General features: G+C 71.3%; 21 protein-coding genes. 11 read left to right on the forward strand and 10 right to left on the reverse strand.

What is annotated here, in order from left to right:
* Positions 1 to 54: 54 nt before the first annotated feature.
* Complete coding sequence (locus MFF61_RS29430) at positions 55 to 357, forward strand: hypothetical protein (protein WP_238241243.1); 303 nt, start codon at positions 55 to 57, stop codon at positions 355 to 357.
* 310 nt (positions 358 to 667) lie between these two features.
* Here MFF61_RS29430 and MFF61_RS29435 read toward each other — a convergent pair whose 3' ends face one another.
* The 3 genes from MFF61_RS29435 to MFF61_RS29445 form a co-directional block, all read right to left on the reverse strand.
* Complete coding sequence (locus tag MFF61_RS29435; RefSeq protein ID WP_238241244.1) at positions 668 to 1,747, reverse strand: tartrate dehydrogenase; 1,080 nt, start codon at positions 1,745 to 1,747, stop codon at positions 668 to 670.
* A gap of 89 nt (positions 1,748 to 1,836) precedes the next feature.
* Positions 1,837 to 3,009 carry an MFS transporter gene (locus tag MFF61_RS29440; protein ID WP_238241245.1) on the reverse strand — a complete coding sequence of 391 codons (1,173 nt, stop codon included), beginning with the start codon at positions 3,007 to 3,009 and terminating at the stop codon, positions 1,837 to 1,839.
* Between the two features lie 29 nt (positions 3,010 to 3,038).
* Entirely contained in the window at positions 3,039 to 3,794 is a 756-nt protein-coding gene (locus MFF61_RS29445; protein WP_238241246.1) for an N-acyl amino acid synthase FeeM domain-containing protein, read from the reverse strand.
* 308 nt (positions 3,795 to 4,102) lie between these two features.
* Here MFF61_RS29445 and MFF61_RS29450 point away from each other — a divergent pair, with 308 nt between their 5' ends.
* Positions 4,103 to 6,952 carry an EAL domain-containing protein gene (locus tag MFF61_RS29450; RefSeq protein ID WP_238241247.1) on the forward strand — a complete coding sequence of 950 codons (2,850 nt, stop codon included), beginning with the start codon at positions 4,103 to 4,105 and terminating at the stop codon, positions 6,950 to 6,952.
* A 43-nt stretch (positions 6,953 to 6,995) separates the two neighbouring features.
* Here MFF61_RS29450 and MFF61_RS29455 read toward each other — a convergent pair whose 3' ends face one another.
* Positions 6,996 to 7,208, reverse strand: a complete 213-nt coding sequence (locus tag MFF61_RS29455; protein WP_238241248.1) for a dodecin — start codon at positions 7,206 to 7,208, stop codon at positions 6,996 to 6,998.
* A 292-nt stretch (positions 7,209 to 7,500) separates the two neighbouring features.
* On the opposite strand from MFF61_RS29455, the gene MFF61_RS29460 reads away from it, so the two are divergent.
* Together MFF61_RS29460 and MFF61_RS29465 are read left to right on the forward strand one after the other, a co-directional pair.
* Entirely contained in the window at positions 7,501 to 8,229 is a 729-nt protein-coding gene (locus tag MFF61_RS29460) for a DUF3750 domain-containing protein (protein ID WP_238241249.1), read from the forward strand.
* 16 nt (positions 8,230 to 8,245) lie between these two features.
* Positions 8,246 to 9,496: a lytic murein transglycosylase gene (locus MFF61_RS29465; RefSeq protein ID WP_238241250.1), complete on the forward strand. Its 1,251-nt coding sequence runs from the start codon at positions 8,246 to 8,248 to the stop codon at positions 9,494 to 9,496.
* 36 nt (positions 9,497 to 9,532) lie between these two features.
* On the opposite strand, the gene MFF61_RS29470 is transcribed toward MFF61_RS29465, so the two are convergent.
* Positions 9,533 to 9,946 (reverse strand): phospholipase A2 family protein, encoded by a 414-nt coding sequence (locus tag MFF61_RS29470; RefSeq protein ID WP_238241251.1) that lies wholly within the window; start codon positions 9,944 to 9,946, stop codon positions 9,533 to 9,535.
* A gap of 279 nt (positions 9,947 to 10,225) precedes the next feature.
* Between MFF61_RS29470 and MFF61_RS29475 the strand changes: the two genes are divergently transcribed.
* Positions 10,226 to 12,520: an FdhF/YdeP family oxidoreductase gene (locus MFF61_RS29475; protein ID WP_238241252.1), complete on the forward strand. Its 2,295-nt coding sequence runs from the start codon at positions 10,226 to 10,228 to the stop codon at positions 12,518 to 12,520.
* A 50-nt stretch (positions 12,521 to 12,570) separates the two neighbouring features.
* Here MFF61_RS29475 and MFF61_RS29480 read toward each other — a convergent pair whose 3' ends face one another.
* Entirely contained in the window at positions 12,571 to 12,780 is a 210-nt protein-coding gene (locus MFF61_RS29480; protein WP_238241253.1) for a hypothetical protein, read from the reverse strand.
* Positions 12,781 to 13,209: 429 nt separating this feature from the next.
* Between MFF61_RS29480 and MFF61_RS29485 the strand changes: the two genes are divergently transcribed.
* Positions 13,210 to 14,988, forward strand: coding sequence for an SLC13 family permease (locus MFF61_RS29485; protein WP_238241254.1), 1,779 nt, complete (start codon positions 13,210 to 13,212; stop codon positions 14,986 to 14,988).
* A gap of 7 nt (positions 14,989 to 14,995) precedes the next feature.
* Here MFF61_RS29485 and MFF61_RS29490 read toward each other — a convergent pair whose 3' ends face one another.
* Positions 14,996 to 15,538, reverse strand: coding sequence for a phospholipase A2 family protein (locus tag MFF61_RS29490; protein ID WP_238241263.1), 543 nt, complete (start codon positions 15,536 to 15,538; stop codon positions 14,996 to 14,998).
* A gap of 208 nt (positions 15,539 to 15,746) precedes the next feature.
* Between MFF61_RS29490 and MFF61_RS29495 the strand changes: the two genes are divergently transcribed.
* Positions 15,747 to 15,995, forward strand: a complete 249-nt coding sequence (locus tag MFF61_RS29495) for a hypothetical protein (RefSeq protein WP_238241255.1) — start codon at positions 15,747 to 15,749, stop codon at positions 15,993 to 15,995.
* Positions 15,996 to 16,007: 12 nt separating this feature from the next.
* On the opposite strand, the gene MFF61_RS29500 is transcribed toward MFF61_RS29495, so the two are convergent.
* Complete coding sequence (locus MFF61_RS29500; RefSeq protein ID WP_238241256.1) at positions 16,008 to 16,199, reverse strand: hypothetical protein; 192 nt, start codon at positions 16,197 to 16,199, stop codon at positions 16,008 to 16,010.
* A 482-nt stretch (positions 16,200 to 16,681) separates the two neighbouring features.
* Here MFF61_RS29500 and MFF61_RS29505 point away from each other — a divergent pair, with 482 nt between their 5' ends.
* Positions 16,682 to 16,936, forward strand: coding sequence for a hypothetical protein (locus MFF61_RS29505; protein WP_238241257.1), 255 nt, complete (start codon positions 16,682 to 16,684; stop codon positions 16,934 to 16,936).
* 226 nt (positions 16,937 to 17,162) lie between these two features.
* On the opposite strand, the gene MFF61_RS29510 is transcribed toward MFF61_RS29505, so the two are convergent.
* Both MFF61_RS29510 and MFF61_RS29515 read right to left on the reverse strand, forming a co-directional pair.
* Positions 17,163 to 17,786 carry a DUF3578 domain-containing protein gene (locus MFF61_RS29510; protein ID WP_238241258.1) on the reverse strand — a complete coding sequence of 208 codons (624 nt, stop codon included), beginning with the start codon at positions 17,784 to 17,786 and terminating at the stop codon, positions 17,163 to 17,165.
* 43 nt (positions 17,787 to 17,829) lie between these two features.
* A complete protein-coding gene (locus tag MFF61_RS29515) occupies positions 17,830 to 18,957 on the reverse strand; it encodes an anhydro-N-acetylmuramic acid kinase (RefSeq protein ID WP_238241259.1) in 1,128 nt (375 codons plus the stop codon).
* Positions 18,958 to 19,080: 123 nt separating this feature from the next.
* Between MFF61_RS29515 and tyrS the strand changes: the two genes are divergently transcribed.
* The 3 genes from tyrS to MFF61_RS29530 form a co-directional block, all read left to right on the forward strand.
* Entirely contained in the window at positions 19,081 to 20,355 is a 1,275-nt protein-coding gene (gene tyrS / locus MFF61_RS29520) for a tyrosine--tRNA ligase (RefSeq protein ID WP_238241260.1), read from the forward strand.
* 262 nt (positions 20,356 to 20,617) lie between these two features.
* Positions 20,618 to 21,874, forward strand: coding sequence for an efflux RND transporter periplasmic adaptor subunit (locus MFF61_RS29525; RefSeq protein WP_238241261.1), 1,257 nt, complete (start codon positions 20,618 to 20,620; stop codon positions 21,872 to 21,874).
* A 140-nt stretch (positions 21,875 to 22,014) separates the two neighbouring features.
* Positions 22,015 to 23,879: efflux RND transporter permease subunit (locus tag MFF61_RS29530; RefSeq protein ID WP_238241262.1), on the forward strand; the 1,865-nt coding region annotated here is incomplete at its 3' end.

Raw genomic sequence — 23,879 nt, forward strand, 5'->3', positions numbered from 1 at the left:
CCGGCGCGGCAGGGTCGGGCCCGACGCGGCGTGCCGCAACGACGAGAGACCATCATGCCCGACAGCCCTTCCCCCGAGATCGCCGCCCGCACCGCCGCCCTGGCCCATCCCGGCGCCGCCGGCCCCGCCAGCGCCCCCGGCGCCGCCACCCGCACCGAGGCCGCCACCCGCGCTGCCGCCGGCCCCGCCGCCGACGCCCGCGCCGCCTCCGCCGGCCCCTCCGGCACCACCACCACCCGCACCACCCGCGCCGCCGCCCTGAGCGAAGGCTGTGGCGGCGCCGAGGGCCAGGACGGCCGCGGTCAAGGTGCCTCGAACGAGCTTGCTCATCTGTCTCTCCTCGTCAGGACCGGCTAGGCCGAAGGTGCAGCGCCTGCCGAAAGCCAGCCCGCAACGGCGACACGGAGAATTTGGTTCCGCCGTCAGCGGGCGACCGCCGCCCTGCGGTCCCGGCGGTCGCAGCCGCTTCTGCCCGGTGGGCAGATCCGCCGACGGATGTCGTTCGGGCGTCCGGAGCGCCAACGGCATCGCCAACCGGCCGACGGATGGCAAGCCGCCGCCCGCCGGGCCGCTCGCCACCGCGCCGGGCGCGCCGGCACCGCTCCGCGACCGGATCCGCCTCGGGCGCCCAGACGCCGTCCCCGGGAATGCGCGTCGACGCCGCCCTTCAGCCGAGCGCGTCCGCCACGGCCTGCCCGCAGGCCGTGGTGTCGGCGTTGCCGCCGAGATCGCGGGTGCGCAGTGTCCGCTCGGACAGGACCCGCTCGATCCCGGCGACGATCTCGGCCGCCGCGTCCCGCTCGCCGAGATGCTCCAGCATCATCGCGCCGGACCAGATCTGGCCGATCGGGTTGGCGATGCCCTGGCCCGCGATGTCGGGGGCCGAGCCATGCACCGGCTCGAACACCGAGGGGAAGAGCCGGTCCGGGTTGATGTTGCCGGACGGCGCGATGCCGATCGTGCCGGTGCAGGCCGGGCCGAGATCCGACAGGATGTCGCCGAACAGGTTCGAGGCCACCACCACGTCGAAGCGGTCGGGGTTCAGCACAAAATGCGCGGTCAGGATGTCGATGTGGTACTGGTCCCACCGCACGTCCGGATAATGCTCGGCCATCGCGCGCACCCGCTCGTCCCAGTACGGCATGGTGATCGAGATGCCGTTCGACTTCGTGGCCGAGGTCAGGTGCTTCTTGGGCCGGCTCCGCGCCAGTTCGAAGGCGAAGCGCAGCACCCGGTCGGTGCCGTGCCGGGTGAAGATCGATTCCTGCACGGCGAACTCGCGCTCGGTGCCGGCGAACATCCGGCCGCCCGCGTTCGAATACTCGCCTTCGGTGTTCTCCCGGACCACCCAGAAGTCGATGTCGCCGGGCTGGCGGTTGGCGAGCGGGCTCGGCACGCCGGGCATCAGGCGCACGGGGCGCAGGTTGATGTACTGGTCGAACTCGCGCCGAAACAGGATGAGTGAGCCCCAGAGCGAGACGTGGTCCGGAATCTTGTCCGGCCAGCCGACCGCGCCGAAGAAGATCGCGTCGTGGCTGCCGATCCGCTCCTTCCAGTCCTCCGGCATCATGCGGCCGTGCTGGGCGTAGTAGTCGTAGGAGGCGAAGTCGAACCAGTCCTGCTCCAGGGCAAAGCCGTGGCGCTTGGCCGCCTGCTCCAGCACCCGCACGCCCTCCGGCACCGTCTCCTTGCCGATCCCGTCCCCGGGGATCACCGCGATGCGGTAGCGGCGCTGGTTCGTCGTCATGGTGGGCCTCCCTGCGTCGTCGCGACGTCCGGCCCCGCGTCGCGCATCCGCGTGCGGCGGTCAATCGCCCGCCCGTCCCGGCCGCTCCGTCAGGGCGTCGTCCGGGTGCGGTATCGTCCGATGAGGAGCATGCCGAGGGCAGCCAGCAGGGCCGTGCCCGCACCGAACAGGATCGGGCTCGACGGCGTGTCCGTGGCCTCGCGCAGGATGCCCGCCACGACCGGCAGTCCCGTCATGGCGAGGTAGAAGCTGAGGTAGAACACGCCCATGCCGCTCGACCGGGCCTCGGCGGACAGCAACTCGCCCGGCAGCGAGAGCAGCAGGCCCGCCGGCAGGCCGAAGATCACGGCGAGGATCAGCAGGGACGCGATGGTCTGGCTGGTCAGGGCCAGCGCCAGGGCGGCGCCGGCGATCATCACGAGGCTCGCCACCGAGAAGGCGGTCGGGCGCCCGACCCGCTGGGCGATCAGCCCACCGGCCGGCAGGACCATCACCAGCACCCAGCCGAGGATGCTGGTGATGAGCCCGGCGGTGTCCACGCGGTAGCCGTTCGCCAGGAAGATGTCCGGCGCGGCCGACACGAAGATGACGAGCGAGACGTTGTAGAGCCCCCAGATCAGGCCCGCGGCCGCCGCCAGCCCGTATTCGCGCGCAGGAACCGTCGCCCCGATCGTCGTCTGGCGCGGCGCATGGATGGGCGTCGCCGTCGGGGGATCGGTGTAGAACGCCTGCACGAGGATCAGTGCCGCGACGCTCGCCAGGGCACTGGCGAGCGCAACGCTCGCCCAGCCCTGCGCGAGAGCGAGCGCCGGCAGGGTCACGAGCGCGATGGCGATGCCGAGCGGCCAGCTCGCCACGAAGATCCCGAAGGCGGCCACCATCTCGCGCCCGACGAACCAGTCCGTCACCATGCGGGTGAGGACCACGTTGAGGAGCGCGGCGCCCGCGCCGCTGACGATGCGGCCGGCGAAGAGCGCGCCGGTCGAGAGGCTCGTCATCATCACGCCGCCGAGCGCCATCAGCCCGAGGCCCGCCAGCACAATCGGCTTGCCCCCGAACCGATGCGCGAGGACCCCGCCGGGCAGCGCGAGCGCGATGCCCGGCAGCATGTGGCAGCCGATCAGCAGGCCCAGCCCCGCGAAGTCGAGGACTCCATCCTGCAGCAGCGCGAAGGAGGCGGCGGCCACCGACTGGAACTGATAGGCGATGACCGTCCGGGCCGCGAACAGGACGGCCAGGATCAGCCAGCGCCGGTGCAGCATCGTCGCGCGCTCGGCGGCCCGGGGTCGGATCAGAGGCCGAGGCCGGCGCCCGCCGGGCGCGGCTCGACCTGCCAGACGTGTCCCGGCAGGCCGGCTTGCGGCAGAAGCGGCATCGCCGGCTCGAACAGGCCCACGCGCTCGGACGCCGTCGAGGCCAGGAAGGGATGCCGCTCCAGCACCTGATTCCTCACCGCCCGGTAATCCACGACCGACAGGCCCACGGGCTTGGCGAGCTTCGGGTAGGGCCGCGCCTCGCACACCTCCACGGCGCTCCAGTAGCGGCGGTAGAAGCCCCGGTGCTCCGGCCGGATGGCGAGCAGGATCCAGTCACCGTCGAAATGCTCCATCGCCAGCCACGCCAGGCGCAGCGTCAGGTAGGGCAGCTCCGGCAGATGGCGAGAGATGGTGTGGCGCGCCACGAAGCGCGTCGGATCGACGATCACCGCGCCGGCCGCGATCTTCGGCCCGACGATTTCGGGAAAGACCGCGGTGGTCGGCAGGGCCTGGTGCCGGGGCAGCGTGATGCTGAGCCGGATCGACCCCGCGAGCTCGTCGTCGACGTAGACGCCGTACAGGAAGGTATTGTCCTGCTCGTCGACCGGATCGTGGAACCGCTCCGCGGCGCAGGCGTCGATCGCCCCCTCCCGCAGATAGGCATCGTAGCGCAGGCGGAAGATGTCGTCGCGATCGTCTTCATCGACGGCACGCCGATACGTCACGCGCGACAGGAGAGACTTCGCCCGGACGTTCAGACCCTGCTGACGCGCGGCGTTGATCGACGACATCACGATGCCCTTGCTTTGAAGTAAGGGAACCTTAACCCAGTTTCCGTATCGCGGCACCCTTAAGCCTTCATTAAGCTTAACGCGACGCGCCCTTGGAGCGGGCTGCCCGCCGGCGGCCTCGGCGCGGCTCTATCAATCCGGAATGGCACAAGGCGCGCCGTCACACCGGGACTGCACCGCACTCGAGGTTCCAATTTCGTCGATCGTTAATCTCATCGAAGGACGATTCCTTCAGCGTGACGCCCGTTCACTGTCGTTGGAGCGCCCGCGTGCAATCTCGATCGGCACAGACGGCGGAGGATGTCGTCGTGCATCCCAGCCAGGACGTCAGCCGTGCGTGGTCGTCCCTGACCGAAGCCAACCGCCTCCTGCGGATGGCCGAGGAGATGGCCCATGTCGGCCACTGGCAGTTCAACCAGTCGACTGGCCAGGGGTATTTCTCCGACGAGGCCCTGCGCATCTTCGGCCTGGACCGGGCGGGATCCCAGGTCACGCGGGCGGACGTACTGGCCGCCTATCATCCGGACGACCACCTGCGGGTCACCACGCTGCTGCGCCGGCACATCGCGGACGGCACGCGCTTCGAGTACCCGGCGCGCATCGTCCGGCCGGACGGGGAGATCCGGGCGGTCCTCGTGCGCGGGCTCTGCGACCGCGACCCGGCGGGGACCTCCATCGTCACCTTCGGCACCGTTCTCGACGTCACGGAGATGCGGCGCACCGAGGAGCGGCTCCAGGCAGCCACTGCGCTCCTCACCACCACGCTCGACACCATGGAGCAGGGGCTCGTCATGGTGGATGCGGGCGGCACCGTCGCGGTGTCCAACCGGCGGGCGAGCGAGCTTCTCGGGCTCGATCCCGGCTTCCTCGCCGGCAAGCCGCACCTCGCCGCACTGCAGCAGGCGCTCGCCGCGGTGGGTGAGGACGCGCTGATCGGAGCGATCCTGCGCGACGCGACCGGTCCCGCGGGCTCCTGCCCGGTCGAGGAGCGGACGCGCACGAACGGCATGGTGCTGGATGTGCGCAGCCTGCCCCTGAGCGGCGGCGGCGTGCTGCGCACCCTCACCGACATCACCGAACGCAAGCGCGCCGAGGAGCGGGTTGCGGCGAGCGAAGCCCGCCTGCGCGCGCTCACGGATGCCCTGCCGCAGATGGTCTGGCTGGAGGATGCCGCGGGCGACATCACCTACGCCAACCCGCGCCTGCGCGACTTCTTCGGGTCGGCGCCCTACACGCGCCTCGACGACCGTGCCGTGCTCTACCACGCCGGGGATGCACGGCGCGTCTCCCGCGCGCGCATGCGGGCGCACGCCACCCGGTCGTCGACCGCGGTGGAGGGCCGGCTGCGGCGGCACGACGGCGTCTATCGCTGGCACAAGCTCGTGAGCGTGCCGATCGTGCGCGAGGACGGCGTCGAGTGGCTGAGCACGGCGCTCGACATCGACGAGATCGTCACCGCCCGCGAGGCGCTGCGCACCAGCGAGGAGCGCCTGACCATGGCGCTCGACGCGGGCAGCGACGGGCTCTGGGACCGCGATCTCATGCGCTGCCGGTCGTGGCATTCGGAGCGCTGGCACACCATGCTCGGCTATGCCCCGGGCGAACTCGGCGGGCAGGGCCGCGACTGGGAGGACCTGATCCACCCCGACGACCGCGAGCGGGCGTTGCGCCTGTTCGCGGATCACATCGAGGGCCGCACGCCGATCTACGAATGCGAGCACCGCCTGCTGACCAAGGCCGGGACCTTCGCCTGGGTCCTGTCGCGCGGCAAGGTGGTGGAGCGCAGCCGCTCGGGTGTGCCCACCCGCGTCGTCGGCACCCATGTCGACATCAGCGCCCGCAAGTTGGCCGAGGCGCAGATCGCCCACATGGCGCGCCACGATCCGCTGACCGGCCTGTCGAACCGCACTCTCTTCCGCGAGCGCCTCGACCAGCACCTCGCCGAGATCGGCCAGCACGGCGGATCGCTCGCCGTCCTCTGCCTCGACCTCGACCGCTTCAAGGCGGTCAACGACACGCTCGGGCACCCGGCGGGCGACGTCCTGCTCGAAGCCGTGGCGCGGCGCCTCAGGGGACTCCTTCGCGTCGAGGATACGGTGGCGCGGCTCGGCGGCGACGAGTTCGCGATCCTGCAGGCCGGCAGCCGCAGCGCCCAGGACGCCGCCGCCCTGGCCCGCCGGGTGCTGGCCCAGCTGAACGAGCCCTTCACGGTCGCCGGCCGCGACGTGCGCATCGGGGTGAGCATCGGCATCGCGCTGGCGCCCGGGCACGGCCAGTCCGGCACGGTCCTGTTCGGCCGTGCCGACCTCGCCCTGTACCGCGCCAAGGCCGAGGGGCGGAACGCGTTCCGGTTCTTCGATGCGGCCATGGATGCGGCGGTCGAGGAACGCGAGCGGCTCGAACTCGACCTGCGCGGCGCGCTCTCCCGCGACGAGTTCATGCTGCACTACCAGCCGGTGATCGACCTCGAGACCGGGCAGGTCATCGGCCGCGAGGCGCTGCTGCGCTGGCGTCATCCCGTGCGCGGCCTCGTCTCGCCGGGCGAGTTCATCCCGCTCGCCGAGGAGACGCGCCTCATCGTGGAGATCGGGGCCTGGGCGCTGCGCCGGGCCTGCGCCGACGCGCTCGCCTTCGGCGACAAGGCGCGCATGGCCGTCAACGTCTCGGCGGTGCAGTTCGGGCAGCCCGGCTTCGCCCACACGGTGCTGGCCGCCCTCTGCGCCTCGGGCCTGCCCGCGCACCGGCTCGAACTGGAGATCACCGAGACGGTGCTGATGCAGGACGCCGAGTCCCTCATCGCCACCCTGATGGTTCTGCGCGACCTCGGCGTGAGCATCGCGCTCGACGATTTCGGCACGGGCTATTCCAGCCTGAGCTACCTGCGCCGGTTTCCGTTCGACAAGATCAAGATCGACCGCTCCTTCATCGCCGACATCGCCAACCCGGAGACCGCGGCGATCGTGCGGGCCATCGTCGGCCTGGGCGCGAGCCTGGGCATGCGCGTCACCGCCGAGGGCGTCGAGACCGAGGCGCAAGCCGCCATCCTGCGCAACGAGGGCTGCGGCGAGGCGCAGGGCTACCTGTTCGGACGCCCCGCGCCGCTCGCGCCCGCGGTGGGCTGCCCCGACCAGGCGGTCGAACAACGCCTCTACGGCTGAGCCTCATTGGCCGGGTCGGCGGCGGCGGCGACGGCGCGAGGCGTCAGGATGCTTCGAGGGTGAAGCCGACCTTCAGCGTCACCTGATAGTGCAGAACCTTGCCGTCGGCGATGTCGCCGCGGGTCGAGACCACCTCGAACCATCGCAGGTTGCGGATCGTCTCGGCTGCGCGCCGCACCGCGACGTCGATGGCGTCCGAGACGCTTTCCTTCGAGGTCCCGACGAGTTCGATCACCTTGAAGACGTGCTCCGCCATCGCGGCCTCCCTGTCGCCTGCGGCGAACCGCCTGCGGCGAACCGCCTGCGGCGAACCGCCCGGGGCGGTCCCGGGCGGGAACGCACCGGGTCGAGACCGCGGCGCGGCGACGGCCCGGGCCTCAGGCGGGATGGTAACAGCCCTCCACCGGCCCTGCCACGCAGAGACGCCCTCTTCCTGCCGTGAGGCCGGTCTCCGCGGCCGGATGGTGCAGTGCGGCGGCCCGCCTCTTTCCGGCGTGGCCGGTGACACCCACATCAGCACGACCCGTCTCGTCGTCTCCGGACTTCCCTTGCTCAGGCTCATCTTACTGGCGTTCGCGCTGGTCTTCCTCGCGCCGATCGCGGTCTCGGCCGCGCTCTACTTCCTGCAGGACAGGGGCGACTGGCGCTCGGCCGACCGGTCGAGCGCCGGGCTTCTGCCGGCTGCCCCGAGCCACCCCGAGGCGATCGTGCGCGTCTTCTCGGCCCGCACCGTGAGCTGGCGCGGCATCGTCGCGACCCACAGCTGGATCGTCGTCAAGGAGGCGGGCGCCTCCGCCTATCAGCGCTTCGACTACACCGCCTGGGGCCTGCCGATCTGGGTCGACCGCTTCGTCCCGGACGGGCGCTGGTTCGGCAGCACGCCGGAGATCGTCTTCGCGGCCGACGGTCCCGAGGCCGAGGGCATGATCCCGCGCATCCGCGACACCATCCGCACCTACCGCTACGACAAGCCGGGCGACTATCAGGCGTGGCCGGGGCCGAACTCGAACACCTTCGTGGCCGCGGTGATGAGCGCGGTGCCGGAGATGCAGGCGAGCCTGCCGGCCACCGCCATCGGCAAGGATTTTCCGTATGACGGCCGCTGGATCGGGCTCACCCCGTCGCGCAGCGGCGTGCGGGTCAATCTCGGCGGCTATCTCGGCTTCACCCTCGGTTGGGTCGAGGGGCTGGAGATCAACATCCTGGGCGCGGTGGCGGGGCTCGACATCCGCCGGCCGGGGGTCAAGCTGCCCGCCCTGGGCCGCTTCGGTGTCTAACCTGGGAGCCGTGCCGATGCGCGCGCTGGTCTCGTTCGGGCGCTGCCGCCCGGCCCTGGCGGGGGCCGCCCTCCTCGTCGCCTCCGGCCTTCAGGTCGTCGCGCAGGCACCGGAGGCTCCCGCACCCGAAGCCTTTACCGCCTGCACCCGCGACCTCGCCGGTGCGGCCGAGGCGCAGGGCATCCCGCAGGCGCTGGCCGAGGAGCAGCTCGTCCCCCTCACGCCCGATCCCGAGGTGCTGGCGGCCTCCCGGCGGCAGGCCGAGTTCGAGACGCCGCTCTGGGACTATCTCGACACCGCCACCAAGCCGTCCCGCGTGGCCGCCGGCCAGGCCAAGCTCAGGGAGTGGGAGGGTCCGCTCGCGGCCATCGAGGCGCGCTACGGCGTCGACCGTCACGTCCTCGTGGCGATCTGGGGCATCGAGTCGGGCTACGGCGCGGTGCTCGACGATCTCGCCCGGGTCCGGCCGGTGATCCGCTCCCTGGCGACGCTCGCCTGCGGCGGCGGCGAGCGCACCGCGCTGTGGCGCGAGGAGCTGGTCGCGGCCCTGCGCCTCCTCGCCCAGGGCAGCGTGCCGCCGGGCGCCATGACGGGGTCCTGGGCGGGCGCGATGGGCCACACGCAGTTCATGCCCACCACCGCCCTGCGCCACGCGCTGGATTTCGACGGCGACGGCGCGCGCGACATCTGGCGCTCGGTGCCGGATGCGCTGGCCTCCACCGCGAACTACCTGCGCGGCGTCGGTTGGCGTCCCGGCGAGCGCTGGGGCTACGAGGTGGTGCTGCCGCCGGGCTTCGACGTCGCCCTCGCCGACGAGGTGACGGCCCGCCCCCTGCCGGAGTGGCAGCGTCTCGGCCTGCGCCCGGCCGGGCCGGTCGCCTTTGCGGAGATGCAGACGCCGGCCCGGCTGCTGCTGCCGGCGGGGGCGCGCGGACCCGCCTTCCTGCTGCTGCCGAACTTCGACGCCATCCTGCGCTACAATACGGCCTTGTCCTACGCGCTCGCGGTCGCCCACCTCTCCGACCGCCTGCGCGGCGAGCCGGGCTTCGCGCAGGACTGGCCCCGCGGCGACCGGCCGCTCAGCGCCGAGGAGCGCCGGGACCTGCAAACCGGGCTCGCGGCGCGCGGCTTCCCGGTCGGCGGCATCGACGGACGGGTCGGCCCACGCACGCGGGCGGCGATCCGTGCCTTCCAGGCCGCCGAGGGACTGGTGCCGGACGGCTATCCCGACCCCGCCCTGCTCGACCGGCTGCGGCCCGCCCGCTGATCCCGGGGCCGTGAGCTGTCAGGAGCGCTTCGCCGCCTATTCCTCCTCGTCGTCCCACGCCTCCGGCCCGTGCGGCAGCGGGGCGTAGGCGGCCGAGGCCGGAGCCGCCGTGGCCGGCGCGCTGGGCAGCAGTCCCGCCCCGATCACCGTGAGGCCGGCCAATGTGCGCACGTCCTCGGGCTGGCGCGGATCGCGCGAGATCATCTCGGCCTCGCGCTGGAGCCGCAGGTTGCAGGCTTGGCTCGGCAGGCCGCCGCGCGGCGTGCAGGCGTCGTGGCGGGCGCAAGCCGCATCGAGGGCGTCCACCGGCGGGAGCGGCGCATTGTTGCCCGGGCCGCAGTAATTGCCGTGCAGCAGCATCGCCGGCGCGCGGGTGCCCGCCGGCTGCTGCGCGAGTGCCGGCGCCGCGAATCCTGCGGCGAGGAGAAGCGGAAGGGCGTATCGGACCATGATGCCTCTCATGAGGTGAAGGGAGGCCGGAATGCCCGGCGCCGCACGAGCCGCCCCCTCGTGATGGCAAGCCGTCATCAATCATCCCGGTCGCGGGGCCAACCGTAGGTCTGCCGCCGAGGTTCCCCGGCCATGCGCCGCAGCGCCCTGCGGCAACCGGCCCTGCCCCTGTAGTCGCCGAAGACGAGCCGCCCGATCGAACCAATCGCCCCACCTGTTCGTTGGGGCGCCGCACGCCGTGTCGCAACGGCGCGCCGGTTCCGGCCGGAGGAGAACCAGATGTCGCAGGATACCAGCGCGCACGATCCCGAGCCCGGTACTGTGCATTACGACAGCCCAGCCGGCGGCTGGGGCTCGGTGCGGGGCATCGCGAGCATCTTCGGCAAGGAATGGGCGACGCCCCTCGCCACCGAGACGCTCTTTCGGCAGAACAAGCCGCGCGGCTTCATGTGCGTGTCCTGCTCCTGGGCCAAGCCCGCCGACCACCACCCCTTCGAGTTCTGCGAGAACGGCGCCAAGGCGACGCTGTGGGAGCTGACGTCCCGGCGCTGCACCCCCGAGTTCTTCGCCAAGCACACCCTCACCGAGCTGCGGCAATGGTCGGACTACGATCTGGAGCAGCAGGGGCGCCTCACGCACCCGCTGCGCTACGACCGGGCGCGCGACCGCTACGTGCCGTGCGGCTGGGACGAGGCCTTCCGCGAGATCGGCGCCGAACTGCGCCGGCTCGATCCCAAGACTGCCGTCTTCTACACCTCGGGCCGCGCCAGCCTGGAGACCGCCTACCTGTACGCGCTGTTTGCGCGGCTCTACGGCCACAACAACCTGCCCGACTCGTCCAACATGTGCCACGAGACCACCTCGGTGGCGCTGAAGGAGACGATCGGTGCCAGCGTCGGCACCGTGGTGTTCGACGATCTCCAGAACTGCGACGCGATGTTCTTCTTCGGCCAGAACCCGGGGACGAACTCGCCCCGCTTCCTGCATCCCCTGCGGCAGGCGTCCCGGCGCGGCGTCGAGATCATCACCTTCAACCCCGTGCGGGAGCGGGGGCTGGAGGTCTTCACCAATCCGCAGAGCCCGGTCGAGATGCTGACCGGCCAGGAGACGCGGATCAGCACGCAGTACCATCAGGTCCGCCCCGGCGGCGACATCGCCGTGCTGACGGGCCTGTGCAAGCATGTCTTCGCCGCCGACGATGCCGCCCAGGCGGAGGGGCGGCGCGTGCTCGACGTCGACTTCCTCGCCCAGCATACGCACGGGCTGGAGGCGTTCGAGGCCAAGGTCCGGGCGACGCCCTGGGAGGCGATCGAGCGCGAATCCGGCCTGAGCCGCCGGGACATCGAGGCCGCCGGCCAAGTCTACGTCGAGGCCGACCGGGTCTGCGCCTTCTACGGCATGGGCCTGACCCAGCACGCGCACGGCCACGACAACGTCGCGCTCCTCGTCAACCTGCTGCTGCTCAAGGGCAACATCGGCCGCGACGGCACCGGCATCTCGCCGGTGCGCGGGCACTCGAACGTGCAGGGCCAGCGCACGGTCGGCATCTCGGAGAAGCCCGAGCTGGTGCCCCTCGACCGTCTGGCCGCGCAGTACGGGTTCGAGCCGCCGCGCGACAAGGGCCTCAACACCGTCGAGACCTGCGAGGGCATCCTGGCCGGCACCGTGAAGGCCTTCATCGGGCTTGGCGGCAACTTCCTGCGGGCGATCCCCGAGACCGAGCGCATGGAAGCCGCCTGGCCGCGGATGCGCCTCACCGTGCAGGTCGCCACCAAGCTCAACCGCAGCCACCTCGTGAACGGCGAGGTCGCCTACCTGCTCCCCTGCCTCGGCCGCACCGAGGAGGACCGGCAGAAGAGCGGGCCGCAGGCTGTGACCATCGAGGACACGTTCAGCTGCATCCAGGGCTCGCTCGCCCGCCGCAGCCCCGCGAGCGAGCATCTCCGCTCCGAAATCGCCATCGTGGCGGGCCTCGCCAAGGCGACGCTCGCGCCCAACCCGAAGGTGACATGGGACGAGTGGGCCGGCGACTACGCTCTGGTCCGCGACCTCATCGCCGAGACCTATCCGGAGGAGTTCCACGACTTCAACGCGCGGATGTGGACGCCCGGCGGCTTCTACCGGGGCAACTCGGCGCGCGAAAGAATCTGGAAGACGAAGAGCGGCAAGGCCGAGTTCACCACCACCGAGCGCCTGTCCTCCACCGGGTTCGCCGATGCGCCCGGCCGCTACCGCCTCATCACCCTGCGCTCCAACGACCAGTTCAACACCACGATCTACGGCTACAGCGACCGCCTGCGCGGGATCGAGGGCACGCGGACCGTTCTGCTGATCAACCCGGACGAGATGCGGCGGGCGAACCTGCGCGAGGGGCAGGTCGTCGCCCTGGTCGGCGATGCGCAGGACGGTGTGGAGCGCATGGTGTCGGGGCTCACGGTCACGCCCTTCTCGCTGCCCGACGGCTGCCTCGGCGCCTACTACCCCGAGATGAACCCCCTGATCCCGCTCTCGCACCACGACGCGCAATCGAAGACGCCGGCCGCCAAGTCGGTGCCGGTGCGGATCCGGGCCTGATCCGGTCTCGCCGCCATCGCCGGTGTCGCGACGGGGGCCTGCGACGGTCCTCAGCGCAAAAAGCCGGCCTCGCGCAGCTCGGACTCGACCGCCTCGCAGAGCGGCTGGAGCGGGTCGTCGTTCTGGGCCGGCGGCGGGTGCAGCGGCTGCATCGGCGGAAAGGACAGCGCCTCATCCGGCATTGCCGCATCGCCGAAGTTTTCGCCGATGTCCGGGTGCTCCTTCCGGCGCAGAGCGGACGAGATGAGCTTGCCGATCATGATCGAATCCCGCGAGCCAACCCCTGAAGAACGCGAACAAACCCTCATCGTTCGCAGGCAAGGGCTGAGGATTGCCTGATTCGCGCCGGGTGTGCACGTCGGGCAACAGGCGGGTCGGCCCAGTGAACCGGCGCGATGCTGGCTGCAGACGAGGCATGACTGGCAGTCCGAGCCGCCGCCGGGCATCCGCCGGGCATCCGCATTGCGTGTTCGCACGGCCCGGCCGGCCCGCGCCGGGCAGGAACCGGTCCCCTCACCCCGAGTTGCCACCGTCACCGACCTGAGAGGTCGCCGCCCCGCCTCGTCGGAGGCCGAACCGAGCCGTCGCGGGTCCCCCCGCGCCCGCTCCCGGCCGAGGCAGTAGAGGGAGACGCCCCGCGTGACCACACCATCCCATCGCCGCCGGCGCCGCTTCGGGCCGGTGACCCCATGACGCTGGACCAGATCCTGGCTGTCTCGGTGATCGGCGGCATGATGGTGCTCTTCGTCTGGGGGCGGATGCGCTACGACGTCGTGGCGGGCGGCGCGCTCCTCGCCGCGGTGACGGCGGGCCTCGTGCCGGCGAAGCAGGCGTTCAGCGGCTTCTCGGACGACATCGTGATCATCGTGGCGAGCGCGCTCGTCGTCAGTGCGGCGGTGGCCCGGTCGGGAGCGATCGAGGCGGCGCTGCGGCATGTCGCGCCGCATCTGCGCAGCACGCGCGCCCAGCTCGTCGGCCTCGTCGTCACGGTCACGGTGCTGTCGGCCTTCATCAAGAACATCGGCGCGCTCGCCATGATGCTGCCGATCGCATTTCAGATCGCCCGGCGCGGCCACGTCTCGCCCGCCGTGTTCCTGATGCCGATGGCCTTCGGCGCCCTGCTCGGCGGGCTCGTCACGCAGGTCGGCACCTCGCCCAACATCATCGTGGCCCGCCTGCGCGGCGAGATCACCGGCACGCCCTTCACGATGTTCGACTTCACCCCCGTCGGAGTCGGGCTCGCGGTCCTGGGCGTCGCCTTCCTGAGCGTGGGCTACCGGCTGATCCCGCGCGAGCGCCGCGGCACCGTCGCCCTGGACGAGGCGGTAGCGGTGGCCGATTACGCCACGGAGGCGCAGGTGCCGGAGGGCTCGGCGATCGCCGGGCGCACGGTGGCCGACCTCACCGCCCGGGCGGACGGCGACGTTGCCGTCACGGCGATCGTGCGCGACCGGACGCGCCGGGCCTCGCCCCTGCCCGACGCGGTGCTGCGGGCGCATGACAGCGTGATCCTGCGGGGCGAGCCGGCGGCCCTGCAACGCTTCGTCGGCGAGGCCGGCCTGACGCTGGAAGGCGAGAACCGCCCGACCGCCCGCGAGGACAACCCGGACGGGGCGCACGCCGTGGAGGCGGTGATCGGGCCGACCTCGCTGCTGATCGGCCGCTCGGCCGGCCAGCTCGTCCTGCACCAGCGCTTCGGGGTCAACCTGCTGGCGGTGAGCCGGGCCGGCAAGCGCTTCACGGAGCGGCTGCGCGACATCACCCTGCGGGCCGGCGACGTGGTCGTGCTGCAGGGCGATGTCGCGGCCATGCCCCAGCACCTGCGCGACCTCGGCGCCCTTCCGCTTGCCCAGCGCTCGTTGCCGCTCGGCAGCGCGCGCCGCGGCTGGATCACCCTGACCATCCTGGTGCTCACGGTCGCGGCCGTGGCGTTCGGCCTCGCGGAGGTGGCGCTCGCCTTCTTCGCCGCCGCCCTCATGATGGTGATGACCGGCGCGCTGCCGGCGCGCGACGCCTACGAGGCGGTGGAATGGCCGATCCTCGTCATGCTCGCCGCCCTGATCCCGGTGAGCGACGCGCTGCGCACCACCGGCACGACCGAGCTGTTCGCGGGCTGGCTGTCGCAGGTCGGTGCGCTCCTGCCCGCCTGGGGGGCGGTCGGGCTGATCATGCTGGCCGCCATGGCGGTGACGCCCTTCCTCAACAACGCCGCGACGGTGCTGGTGATGGCGCCGATCGCCGCCAGCTTCGCCCGCTCGCTCGGCTACGGGCCGGACGCCTTCCTGATGGCGGTGGCGATCGGGGCGGCCTGCGACTTCCTCACGCCGATCGGCCACCAGTGCAACACCCTGGTGATGGGGCCGGGCGGCTACCGCTTCGGCGACTACGCGCGTCTCGGCGCGCCCCTCTCGCTGCTGGTGCTGGTGGCCGGCGTGCCGCTGATCCTGCTCGTCTGGCCGCTGCGCTGACCCCGCCTCAGGGTTCGCGGCAGGCCATCACCTCGGCGGCCTGCGCGACGCTCAGTGCGCGGCGGCGGACCTCCAGGGCCAAGCCCGGCCGCTCGGACACGGCCGTGGCTTCTTTCTGCAAGGAGAGGTTGCAGGCGCAGGAGCGATGACCCGCCGCGTCGAAGCAGGCATCGTGGCGCTGGCAGGCGGCATCGAGCGCATCGACGGGTGCCAATCCCTCGCCGCGCTGGCCGGCTCCGCAATAATGGCCGTGGAACAGGTTCGCGCCCGTCAGCACGGCCGCGAGGTCGCCGCGGGGCGGCACCGGCTCCTCCGGCAGGCCGCCGGGATTGAGCTCGTTGGCCGGTCCTCCCGCCCGCGAGCCGGAACTGCGCAGCGTGCGCGGGATGGCGGAGCGCGGGCCGGGCTCGTTCAGCGTCTCGGCGGACCGTGCATTCGGGTCGGTAAGGGCCGGCAGCGGCGGCGGGGGGCCGGGCTCAGCCTCTTCGGTCTCGACCTCTTGGGTCTCGGCTGGGGCGGGCTGGGCCGGCACACCGGTGGCGATCAGCATGGCGGCGAGAGCAGCGAGGCGAACGAGATGTCTCACGCAAGGGGTCTCCACGGTCGGGTCCGAAGAACCACGACCTTGGCCGGACCGTTCCCGGACGGCGTCCGCGCACGCCCGTGCCCACCGTTGAGCCTATGTTAATTCCATCCCGCCGATCCTGTGCTTCAAAGCCTCCAGCAGATGAGGCGGCATCATGGATCGACAGCGCCGTTTGATCAGAGGGACTTACAACGTCTTCCGGCACCGCGAGAAGCCCGAACTCTACTGTGCAGTGCGGCAAGACAAGCCGGTGCCGGGATTCCTAGAGGGCGCCTGCTGGGCCTACAGCCATACGCTGCAGGACATGGCGGCCGTGCCGGTCGAGTTCAGGCCGGTCGCGGCGGAGGACGCGACGCGGCAGCTCGGCTTCTACGTCTTTCACGCCTTCAGCCGGCCCGAGCGCTGGCGCAGCGCCGCGTGACGGGCCGTCGTCTCAGCGCGACAGGTTGCGATAGACGCAGCGGTCGCCCTGATCCTCGTACCCGCCCGGGCAGGCGCGTACGCAGGCCCCGGCCGCCCATTTGAGGCCGCGCGGGCAGGAATCGGGGACCTGCGCCCGGGAGGGGCCGGGCTTGGATCCGGCGAGAAGGATCGCCGCAGCGAGGGCGAGGTGCAGCCGAGACATGTTCGGGGCTCTCCGACCGCCTGACCCCAGGGCGGCCGAACACGGCCGTAGCGGGAGCAGTCCGTTGCCAAGAACGCGGCTCCCCTCGCAGGCGCGCCGCGCTCGGCTGCATGCCTGACGTGCGCGTCGGGCGGAACGCGACGGCGTGCCGCCGCGCCGATGCGATGCTGCACCGCATCAAGCCGGTCTTGACGGCGTCGATTGTGCAATCTTAGATTGTAATAATCAGATCCCACAGCCTGTCAAGCCCGACATCTGCGATAGAGACATCAGATGATATCTGGCACCTCGCTTGCCTAGTTCAGCATGGGCCTTCGCGTCCGAAGCAAACTTCCGGTCCGCCAAGGGTTGCCGAACCAAAAAATCTCGCTACGTTCGTGTAAGTGTATGTTCGATCGTTCAACCGAAACGACGGACACAGGCCGTGTTTACTCAAGGGAATAAGAAGATTCTGTTGAGAGCTGTCGTCGATTTGAGAGAGGATGCCGGGCATGTCGCAGCATGAGAACCGCGAGGAGGTCGTCCGTGCGCTGGCCGGAGCGCTTGATGTTGCGGCGCATCGTCTGACGGAGGGAGGGGCCTCGGACCTCGAAGTCGGCCGGGCGATGGTGGCGGCCGGCTTGTCGCGCTGGGCGCGGGCCATCTCGGCCGAACAACTCGTCGACGAACTCGCGACCATCACCGGCGGCATCGCGGTGGCGGCCGGTATCGAGGTCATCCCCGACGCCGTGCAATGACGAGCCCGGGGGAATATGCTGCCGGCGCGGACGGAGCATTGTCGGATGATCCGGGCGAGGAGCGTGGCGTCCTCCCGTGAACGGTCGGTCATCGGGGTTGATCGGAGGATCACGTCGGCCCGGGACAGAGATCACCCCGCTCCTGGCCGGCACGGCCCGGTGACCGATCGCAATGACGCCCGGCGCGGTCGTGAGTTCGGGCGTGCCTCGCGCCGGCCTGAAACCGTCAGGCCCGAGCCGGGCGGCCGGCGGCGGACGGCCGCAGCGCCGCGATCCGCGCCGTGAGGCGGCGGTAGGCTCGGAGCGCCGCCGCGAGGTCGGTCCGCAGCCGCGTCTCGTCTCCGAGATCGGCGAGGCCGTAGGTGAGCCCGAGGATGTGCGCCGCCTCGTAGCCGCGCGGCAGCTCGCCCGGGCTGCCGAGGGCGATCGCGGTCGCGGGCAGATGGGCGGCCGCGTCCGCGGCCAGCGCCCGCAACCGGTCGCCGTCCAGGCGCAGGGCCGTCTCGGCCCGCGGCCCGTGCGCCCGGATGGCCGCGACGGTGCCTTGCGCCAGCGAGAGATGCACCGCCTCCCGGTGAGCGGGAAACAGGTAGACGAGATAGATGCCGCGGGTGGCGCTGGTGGTCACGGCCGGATCGAACACCGCGATCCACGGCACCGCCGCCCAGTGCCGCCCCCGCTCGGGGCTGCCCTTCACCAGGAAGCCGCGTGCCTCCTGCGGCAGGGCGGCGCGCACCTCGTCGGCCGCGCCCCGCCGGATCATCTCGGCGAGCGGGTGGCCGGGGAGCGGATCGAGGCGCGCGAGCGGATAGTCCCGCACGATCCGCCGCAGGGCGTGACCGAGGCTCATGCGGCGCGGCCGATCGGCCGGCGGGGGTCGGGCCGGCCGGCGCTCACGGCAGGTAGGTCTCGCCTCCGGTGAGCGGCGCGCCGACCCCCGTCGTGCCCGGGAAGGTGAGCGGCAGCCCGCGCCTCGCCCGCGCCGCCAGATACGCGAAGGCCTGCGCCTCGAGGTGGGAGGAGGACCAGCCGATCGCGTCCGCGACCGTGATCTCGGCGGACAGGCAGCGGGCGAGCCCGCGCAGCATCTCGGCGTTCTTGGCGCCGCCGCCCGCGACGATCCAGCGCCTCGGCGGCTCGCTCGCGAAGGCGAGCGCCCGCGCCACCGCCTCGACCGTGAAGGCCGTGAGCGTCGCGGCGCCGTCCTCGGTGGAGAGGAAGCCTGCGAGCTTGTGCGAGAACCAGTCGCGGTCGAGGGATTTCGGCGGTCGGCGCGCGAAGTACGGATGATCGAGCAGCCAGCGCAGGAAGGCCGGATCCGGTCGCCCCCGGGCGGCGGTGGCGCCGTCCTCGTCGTACTCCGCGCCCGTGCGCTCCTTCATCCAGTCGTTGAGGAGGGCGTTGCCCGGGCCGGTGTCGAAGGCGAGAAGTTCGCCCGCCGCCGAGATCAGGGTCACGTTGGCGACGCCCCCGATGTTGAGGATCCCGAGGCCTCCGGTGAAGCCCGCGGCCTGCGCGAGCGCCCGGTGGAACACCGGCACCAGCGGCGCCCCCTCCCCGCCCGCCCGCACGTCGGCGAGGCGCAACTGCCCCACCACCGGGATGCCGAGGCGGCGCGCCAGCGCCTGCCCGTCGCCGATCTGCAGGGTGAGGCCCTGGCCGGGCTTGTGCACCGCGGTCTGGCCGTGGAAGCCGACGGCGTCGATGTCGGAGGGGACGAGCCCGTTCGCGGCCAGGAATTCCTCCACGGCCTCCGCGTGGCGGCGGGTGATCAGCTCCTCGGCTTCGGCCAGGCAGCTGGGCCGGTCGGTATGGCGGTTGGCCGCCCGGGCGTCGGCAAGCGCCCGGCGCAGCAGCGCCCGCTCCTCCTCCGCATAGGCGCGGTAGCCCGTGGGGCCGAGCGGGTCGAGATGGCCGTTATGCCCGCGCGTCGCCGTCACGGTCTCGCCGTCGGTCTCGATCAGCGCGACGTCGATCCCGTCCAGGGAGGTGCCGCTCATCAGGCCGATCACCCGCCCCATCCGCCTGCCCCCGTGCGTTCGTGGCCGCGCGCTGCTATGAGCCGGCGCGTATTCCCCGGACCTAGCATGGCGGGGCGGGGTTCGTCCCGCCGCCCCATCCTGCCCGCCACGAGACCCGTACCGATGGCCGCGCCCGATTCCTTCGTGCCCCGCTCCGACTTCCTCGCCGTGCTGTTCGAGCGCGGCTACGTCCACCAGTGCTCCGACTTCGCCGGGGTGGATGCGGCGGCCCGGGAGGGCCGGCTCACGGCCTATGTGGGCTACGATTGCACGGCGCCGTCGCTGCATATCGGGCACCTGCTCTCGATCATGATGCTGCACTGGCTGCAGGCGACGGGCGGGCGGCCAGTCGCCCTGATGGGCGGGGGCACCACCCGCGTCGGCGACCCGTCGGGGCGCGACGAGAGCCGCAAGATCCTCACCCTGGAGCAGATCGACGCCAACAAGGCCGAGATCCGCAAGACCTTCGCGCGCTTCCTGCGCTTCGGCGACGCCGCGGGCGACGCGCTGATGGCCGACAACGCCGAGTGGCTGACCCGGCTCAACTACATCGAGATGCTGCGCGACATCGGCCGCCACTTCTCGGTCAACCGCATGCTGTCGATGGACAGCGTGCGGCTGCGCCTGGAGCGCGACCAGGAGCTGTCGTTCCTCGAATTCAACTACATGATCCTGCAGGCCTACGACTTCGTGGAGCTGAACCGGCGCTACGGGGTGACGCTGCAGATGGGCGGCTCGGACCAGTGGGGCAACATCGTCAACGGGATCGATCTCGGGCGGCGTCTCGGCACGCCGCAGCTCCACGCCCTGACCTGCCCGCTGATGACCACCGCCTCGGGCGCCAAGATGGGCAAGACGGCGTCGGGCGCGGTGTGGCTGAATCCGGACCTGCTCTCGCCCTGGGAGTACTGGCAGTTCTGGCGCAACACCGAGGACGCGGATGTCGGCCGCTTCCTGCGCCTGTTCACCCTGCTGCCGCTGCCCGAGATCGCCCGGCTGGAGGCGCTCGGCGGCGCCGAGATCAACGAGGCCAAGAAGGTGCTCGCCACCGAGGCCACCGCGCTGCTGCACGGCCGGGAGGCCGCCGAGGCCGCCGCCGAGACGGCGCGCCGCACCTTCGAGGAGGGGGCCGCGCCCGAGACCCTGCCGACCGTGGAGGTGCCGGGATCGCTCCTGGCCGCCGGGCTCGGCGTGCTGGCCGCGTTCGGTCCCGACCACGCCAAGCTCCTGCCCTCGACCAGCGAGGCGCGCCGCCAAGTGCGCAGCGGCGGCCTCAAGGTCAACGACGCCGCCGTGACGGACGAGCGCGCGGTCCTGACCCCCGGCGACGTGACGGGCGAGGGCGTGATCAAGCTCTCGTTCGGGCGCAAGAAGCACGTGCTGCTGCGGCCGGTCTGATCGCCCGCTCGCCTCACCTGCGTCAAAGGCGTGCCGCGCGCGGCCTCGACTGCCCGCGTCCCGCCGGAACGAAGTGCGGCTGTGGGAGGTTTCGGACTAGGCCACGGAATCACTTGACCTCCCGGGCGAACCGGGAGCATCGACACATCCGCGTCGCAAAGTCCGCGTACCGGCGCGGCGGCACTCGCCTGCAGAAGCGGGTCCCCGGTCCGGTCGTCACGACACGATCAACGGTTCGGCAGCCTCCCACGGGTCACGGTCCATGAACGACGTAGCCGACCAGGATCTCCGGCCTCTGGCGATGAGGCCCTGGGTGCAGTTGTTGGTCGTGTCGGTCCTGGTCGCCGGCGGCGCCGGGGCCTTCTGGTACCGTCATCCGGCAAAGGTCGAGGCCGCCCCCGTCGTCACGCCCGGCTCGGCCTTCGTGCCGCCCCGCGACGGCGGCCTTATCCTCACCGAGGCGCAACTCGCGACGCTCACGGTCAACACCGTCGAGGCGCGCCGCTTCTCCGAGGAGATCGCCACGGAGGGCAAGATCAGCGTCGACGAGTACCGGGCCACGCCGGTCTTCTCGCCCTATCCCGGCCGCATCGTCCAGATCTTCGGCCGCACCGGCGAGCGCGTCGAGCAGGGCCAGCGCCTGTTCTCGATCCAGGCCAACGAGATGGTCCAGGCCCAGAACGACTACCTCGCGGCCCTCAACGTCCTCAACAAGAGCCGCTCGCAGTTCAATTTCGCGACCTCGGCCGAGAAGCGCCAGCGCGACCTCTACGAGACGCGGGCCACCACGCTGCGCGAGCTGCAGAGCGCCCAGAACGACCTGACTAGCGCGACGAACGACCTCAGGACCGCCGAGGTCGGGCTGGAGGCGGTCCGCAACCGGCTGCGCATCCTCGGCCTCACCGATGCGGACATGACCGCGCTGCAGCAGAAGGGGGCGATCAACCCCGAGACGATGATCAACGCGCCGCTGAGCGGCACGATCATCCAGCGCAAGATCGGCCCCGGCCAGTACGTCACCACCGGCGGTTCGGATCCGTCCTACGTCATCGGCGATCTCTCGAAGGTCTGGCTCGTGGCCCAGCTGCGCGAGCCGGACGCCGCCAAGGTCGATCTCGGCGAACTGGTGCGCTTCCGCGTCCTCGCCTTCCCGGACCGGATCTTCGAGGCGCGGGTGAACTTCATCGGCTCATCGGTCGATCCCGCAAGCCGGCGCATCACCGTGCGGGCCGATGTCGAGAACCGCCAGAACCTGCTCAAGCCCGAGATGTACGCGAGCGTGCGCATCGTGAACGAGCGCGAGGCCGCCTCCCTGTCGGTGCCGCGCGCGGCGGTGATCTTCGAGGGCGACCGGGCGAGCGTCTGGGTGCTCGGCGAGGGCAACGCGGTCGAGAGCCGCCGGATCAAGGCGGGCATCGTGAGCGGGGGCAACGTCGAGGTGCTCGACGGGCTCAACATCGGCGAGAAGGTGATCTCGAAGGGCGCCCTCTTCGTCGACCGCATGGCCGCCACGGAGTGAGGCCGCCCGGCATTCCGCAGCGCCGACCCGGAGCGGAACGGTTCGGGGCCGATCTGCTCAGGACATGCTTTCTGCATCATGGTCGTGGCCGAGCCGGTGACCACGACCGTGGATCATGCCCAGTTGAATAGCAGGACCCCATGAGAGGACTCGTCGGTCTCGCCCTGCGGCAGCGCGTGCTCGTCGTGCTGGGCTTCGTCCTGCTGATCGCGGCGGGGGCCATGGCCTTCCGCTCGCTCAACATCGAGGCCTATCCGGATCCGACCCCGCCGATGGTCGACGTGATCACGCAGGTGCCCGGCCTCTCGGCGGAGGAGGTCGAGCGCTACATCACGATCCCGATCGAGATCATCACCTCGGGGCTGCCCAACCTGAAGCAGGTCCGCTCCAGCTCGCTCTACGGCCTCTCGGACGTGAAGCTGCAGTTCGGCTTCGAGTTCACCTACCAGGAAGCGGAGCAGCAGGTGCTCAACCGGCTGGCCCAGCTCGACGGCCTGCCCAACAGCGCCAAGCCGGCGATCTCCCCGGTGAGCCCGATCGGCGAGATCTTCCGCTACCGGCTGCGGGCGCCGCCCGGCTACAGCGTGCTCGATCTGAAGACGCTGCAGGATTGGGTGCTGCGGCGCCGCTTCCGGGCCGTGCCCGGCGTCATCGACGTGATCGGCTGGGGCGGCAAGACCAAGACCTACGACGTCGCCGTCGATCTCGACCGGCTGAACGCCTTCGGCGTCACCCTGCCGCAGATCGTCCAGACCCTCAACGACAGCAACCTGAATGTCGGCGGCAACCGCATCAGCATCGGCAGCCAGTCGGCGGTGGTGCGCGGCGTCGGGCTGATCCGCTCGGTGGACGACATCCGCGCCACCGTGATCAGCCAGGTGAACGGGGCGCCGGTCCTGATCGGGGACGTGGCCACCGTGTCGATCGGGCATCAGCCGCGGCTCGGCATCGCCGGCATGAACGAGGACGACGACATCGTCCAGGGCATCGTGCTGATGCGCCGCGGCGAGAAGAGCACGCCCTCGATCGAGGCCGTGAAGGCCGAGGTCGCCCGCATCGAGGCGTCCGGCCTCCTGCCGCCGGGCGTGCGCATCGAACGCGTCTACGACCGCTCGGACCTGATCGAGGTCACGACCCACACCGTGCTGCACAACATGGGGGTCGGCATCATCCTGATCCTGATCGTGCAGTGGCTCTTTCTCGGCAATCTGCGCAGCGCCCTCATCGTCGTGGCGACGATCCCGTTCGCGCTGTTCTTCGCCGTGGTGATCCTCGTCGCGCGCGGCGAATCGGCCAACCTGCTCTCCGTCGGCGCCCTCGATTTCGGACTGATCGTCGACGGCACGGTCATCATGGTCGAGAGCATCTTCCGCTACCTGTCGGGCCACGGGGCGGTGCCGGGCGGCTCGCCGGCGCGGGCCTCGGCCTTCGAAGCCAAGCTGCACAAGATCTCGTTCGCCGCCTCGGATGTCGGACGCTCGATCCTGTTCGCCTCCGCGATCATCGTCACGGGCTTCCTGCCGCTCTTCACGCTCACCGGCGTCGAGGCCTACATCTTCGGGCCGATGGCGCAGACCTACGCCTACGCGCTGCTCGGCGGCCTGATCGCCACCTTCACGGTGACGCCGGTCCTGTCGGCGATCCTCCTGCCGAACCACGTCAAGGAGGTCGAGACCATCCTGGTGCGGGCGCTGGACCGGATCTACCGGCCGGCGGTGCGGGCAGCAGTGGGCAACCGCATCCTGATGCTCGCCTGCACGGCGGTGCTGCTCGTCGGCATCGGCCTCACGGTGCGCAGCCTCGGGCTCGAATTCCTGCCCAAGCTCGAGGAGGGCAACCTCTGGATCCGCGGCACCATGCCGGCGACGATCTCGCTCGAGGAGGGCAACGACTACGTCAACCGGATGCGCCGGATCATCGCCGCCGTGCCGGAGGTGGAGCGTGTCGTGTCCCAGCACGGCCGGCCCGACGACGGCACCGACGTGGCCGGCCGTGCTGGGACACG

The sequence above is a fragment of the Methylobacterium isbiliense genome (genome assembly GCF_022179325.1).
GTDB classification, from domain to species: Bacteria; Pseudomonadota; Alphaproteobacteria; order Rhizobiales; family Beijerinckiaceae; genus Methylobacterium; species Methylobacterium isbiliense.

What these genes read in the sequence shown, in the direction of transcription:
- tyrS (WP_238241260.1), top strand. Translation starts at nt 19,081, where the DNA reads ATGGCCGCGCCCGATTCCTTCGTGCCCCGCTCCGACTTCCTCGCCGTG.
- MFF61_RS29435 (WP_238241244.1), bottom strand. Translation starts at nt 1,747, where the DNA reads ATGACGACGAACCAGCGCCGCTACCGCATCGCGGTGATCCCCGGGGAC.
- MFF61_RS29455 (WP_238241248.1), bottom strand. Translation starts at nt 7,208, where the DNA reads ATGGCGGAGCACGTCTTCAAGGTGATCGAACTCGTCGGGACCTCGAAG.
- MFF61_RS29470 (WP_238241251.1), bottom strand. Translation starts at nt 9,946, where the DNA reads ATGGTCCGATACGCCCTTCCGCTTCTCCTCGCCGCAGGATTCGCGGCG.
- MFF61_RS29525 (WP_238241261.1), top strand. Translation starts at nt 20,618, where the DNA reads ATGAACGACGTAGCCGACCAGGATCTCCGGCCTCTGGCGATGAGGCCC.
- MFF61_RS29445 (WP_238241246.1), bottom strand. Translation starts at nt 3,794, where the DNA reads ATGTCGTCGATCAACGCCGCGCGTCAGCAGGGTCTGAACGTCCGGGCG.
- MFF61_RS29485 (WP_238241254.1), top strand. Translation starts at nt 13,210, where the DNA reads ATGACGCTGGACCAGATCCTGGCTGTCTCGGTGATCGGCGGCATGATG.
- MFF61_RS29440 (WP_238241245.1), bottom strand. Translation starts at nt 3,009, where the DNA reads ATGCTGCACCGGCGCTGGCTGATCCTGGCCGTCCTGTTCGCGGCCCGG.
- MFF61_RS29505 (WP_238241257.1), top strand. Translation starts at nt 16,682, where the DNA reads ATGCCGGGCATGTCGCAGCATGAGAACCGCGAGGAGGTCGTCCGTGCG.
- MFF61_RS29510 (WP_238241258.1), bottom strand. Translation starts at nt 17,786, where the DNA reads ATGAGCCTCGGTCACGCCCTGCGGCGGATCGTGCGGGACTATCCGCTC.
- MFF61_RS29490 (WP_238241263.1), bottom strand. Translation starts at nt 15,538, where the DNA reads ATGCTGATCGCCACCGGTGTGCCGGCCCAGCCCGCCCCAGCCGAGACC.
- MFF61_RS29515 (WP_238241259.1), bottom strand. Translation starts at nt 18,957, where the DNA reads ATGGGGCGGGTGATCGGCCTGATGAGCGGCACCTCCCTGGACGGGATC.
- MFF61_RS29475 (WP_238241252.1), top strand. Translation starts at nt 10,226, where the DNA reads ATGTCGCAGGATACCAGCGCGCACGATCCCGAGCCCGGTACTGTGCAT.
- MFF61_RS29465 (WP_238241250.1), top strand. Translation starts at nt 8,246, where the DNA reads ATGCGCGCGCTGGTCTCGTTCGGGCGCTGCCGCCCGGCCCTGGCGGGG.
- MFF61_RS29430 (WP_238241243.1), top strand. Translation starts at nt 55, where the DNA reads ATGCCCGACAGCCCTTCCCCCGAGATCGCCGCCCGCACCGCCGCCCTG.
- MFF61_RS29500 (WP_238241256.1), bottom strand. Translation starts at nt 16,199, where the DNA reads ATGTCTCGGCTGCACCTCGCCCTCGCTGCGGCGATCCTTCTCGCCGGA.
- MFF61_RS29480 (WP_238241253.1), bottom strand. Translation starts at nt 12,780, where the DNA reads ATGATCGGCAAGCTCATCTCGTCCGCTCTGCGCCGGAAGGAGCACCCG.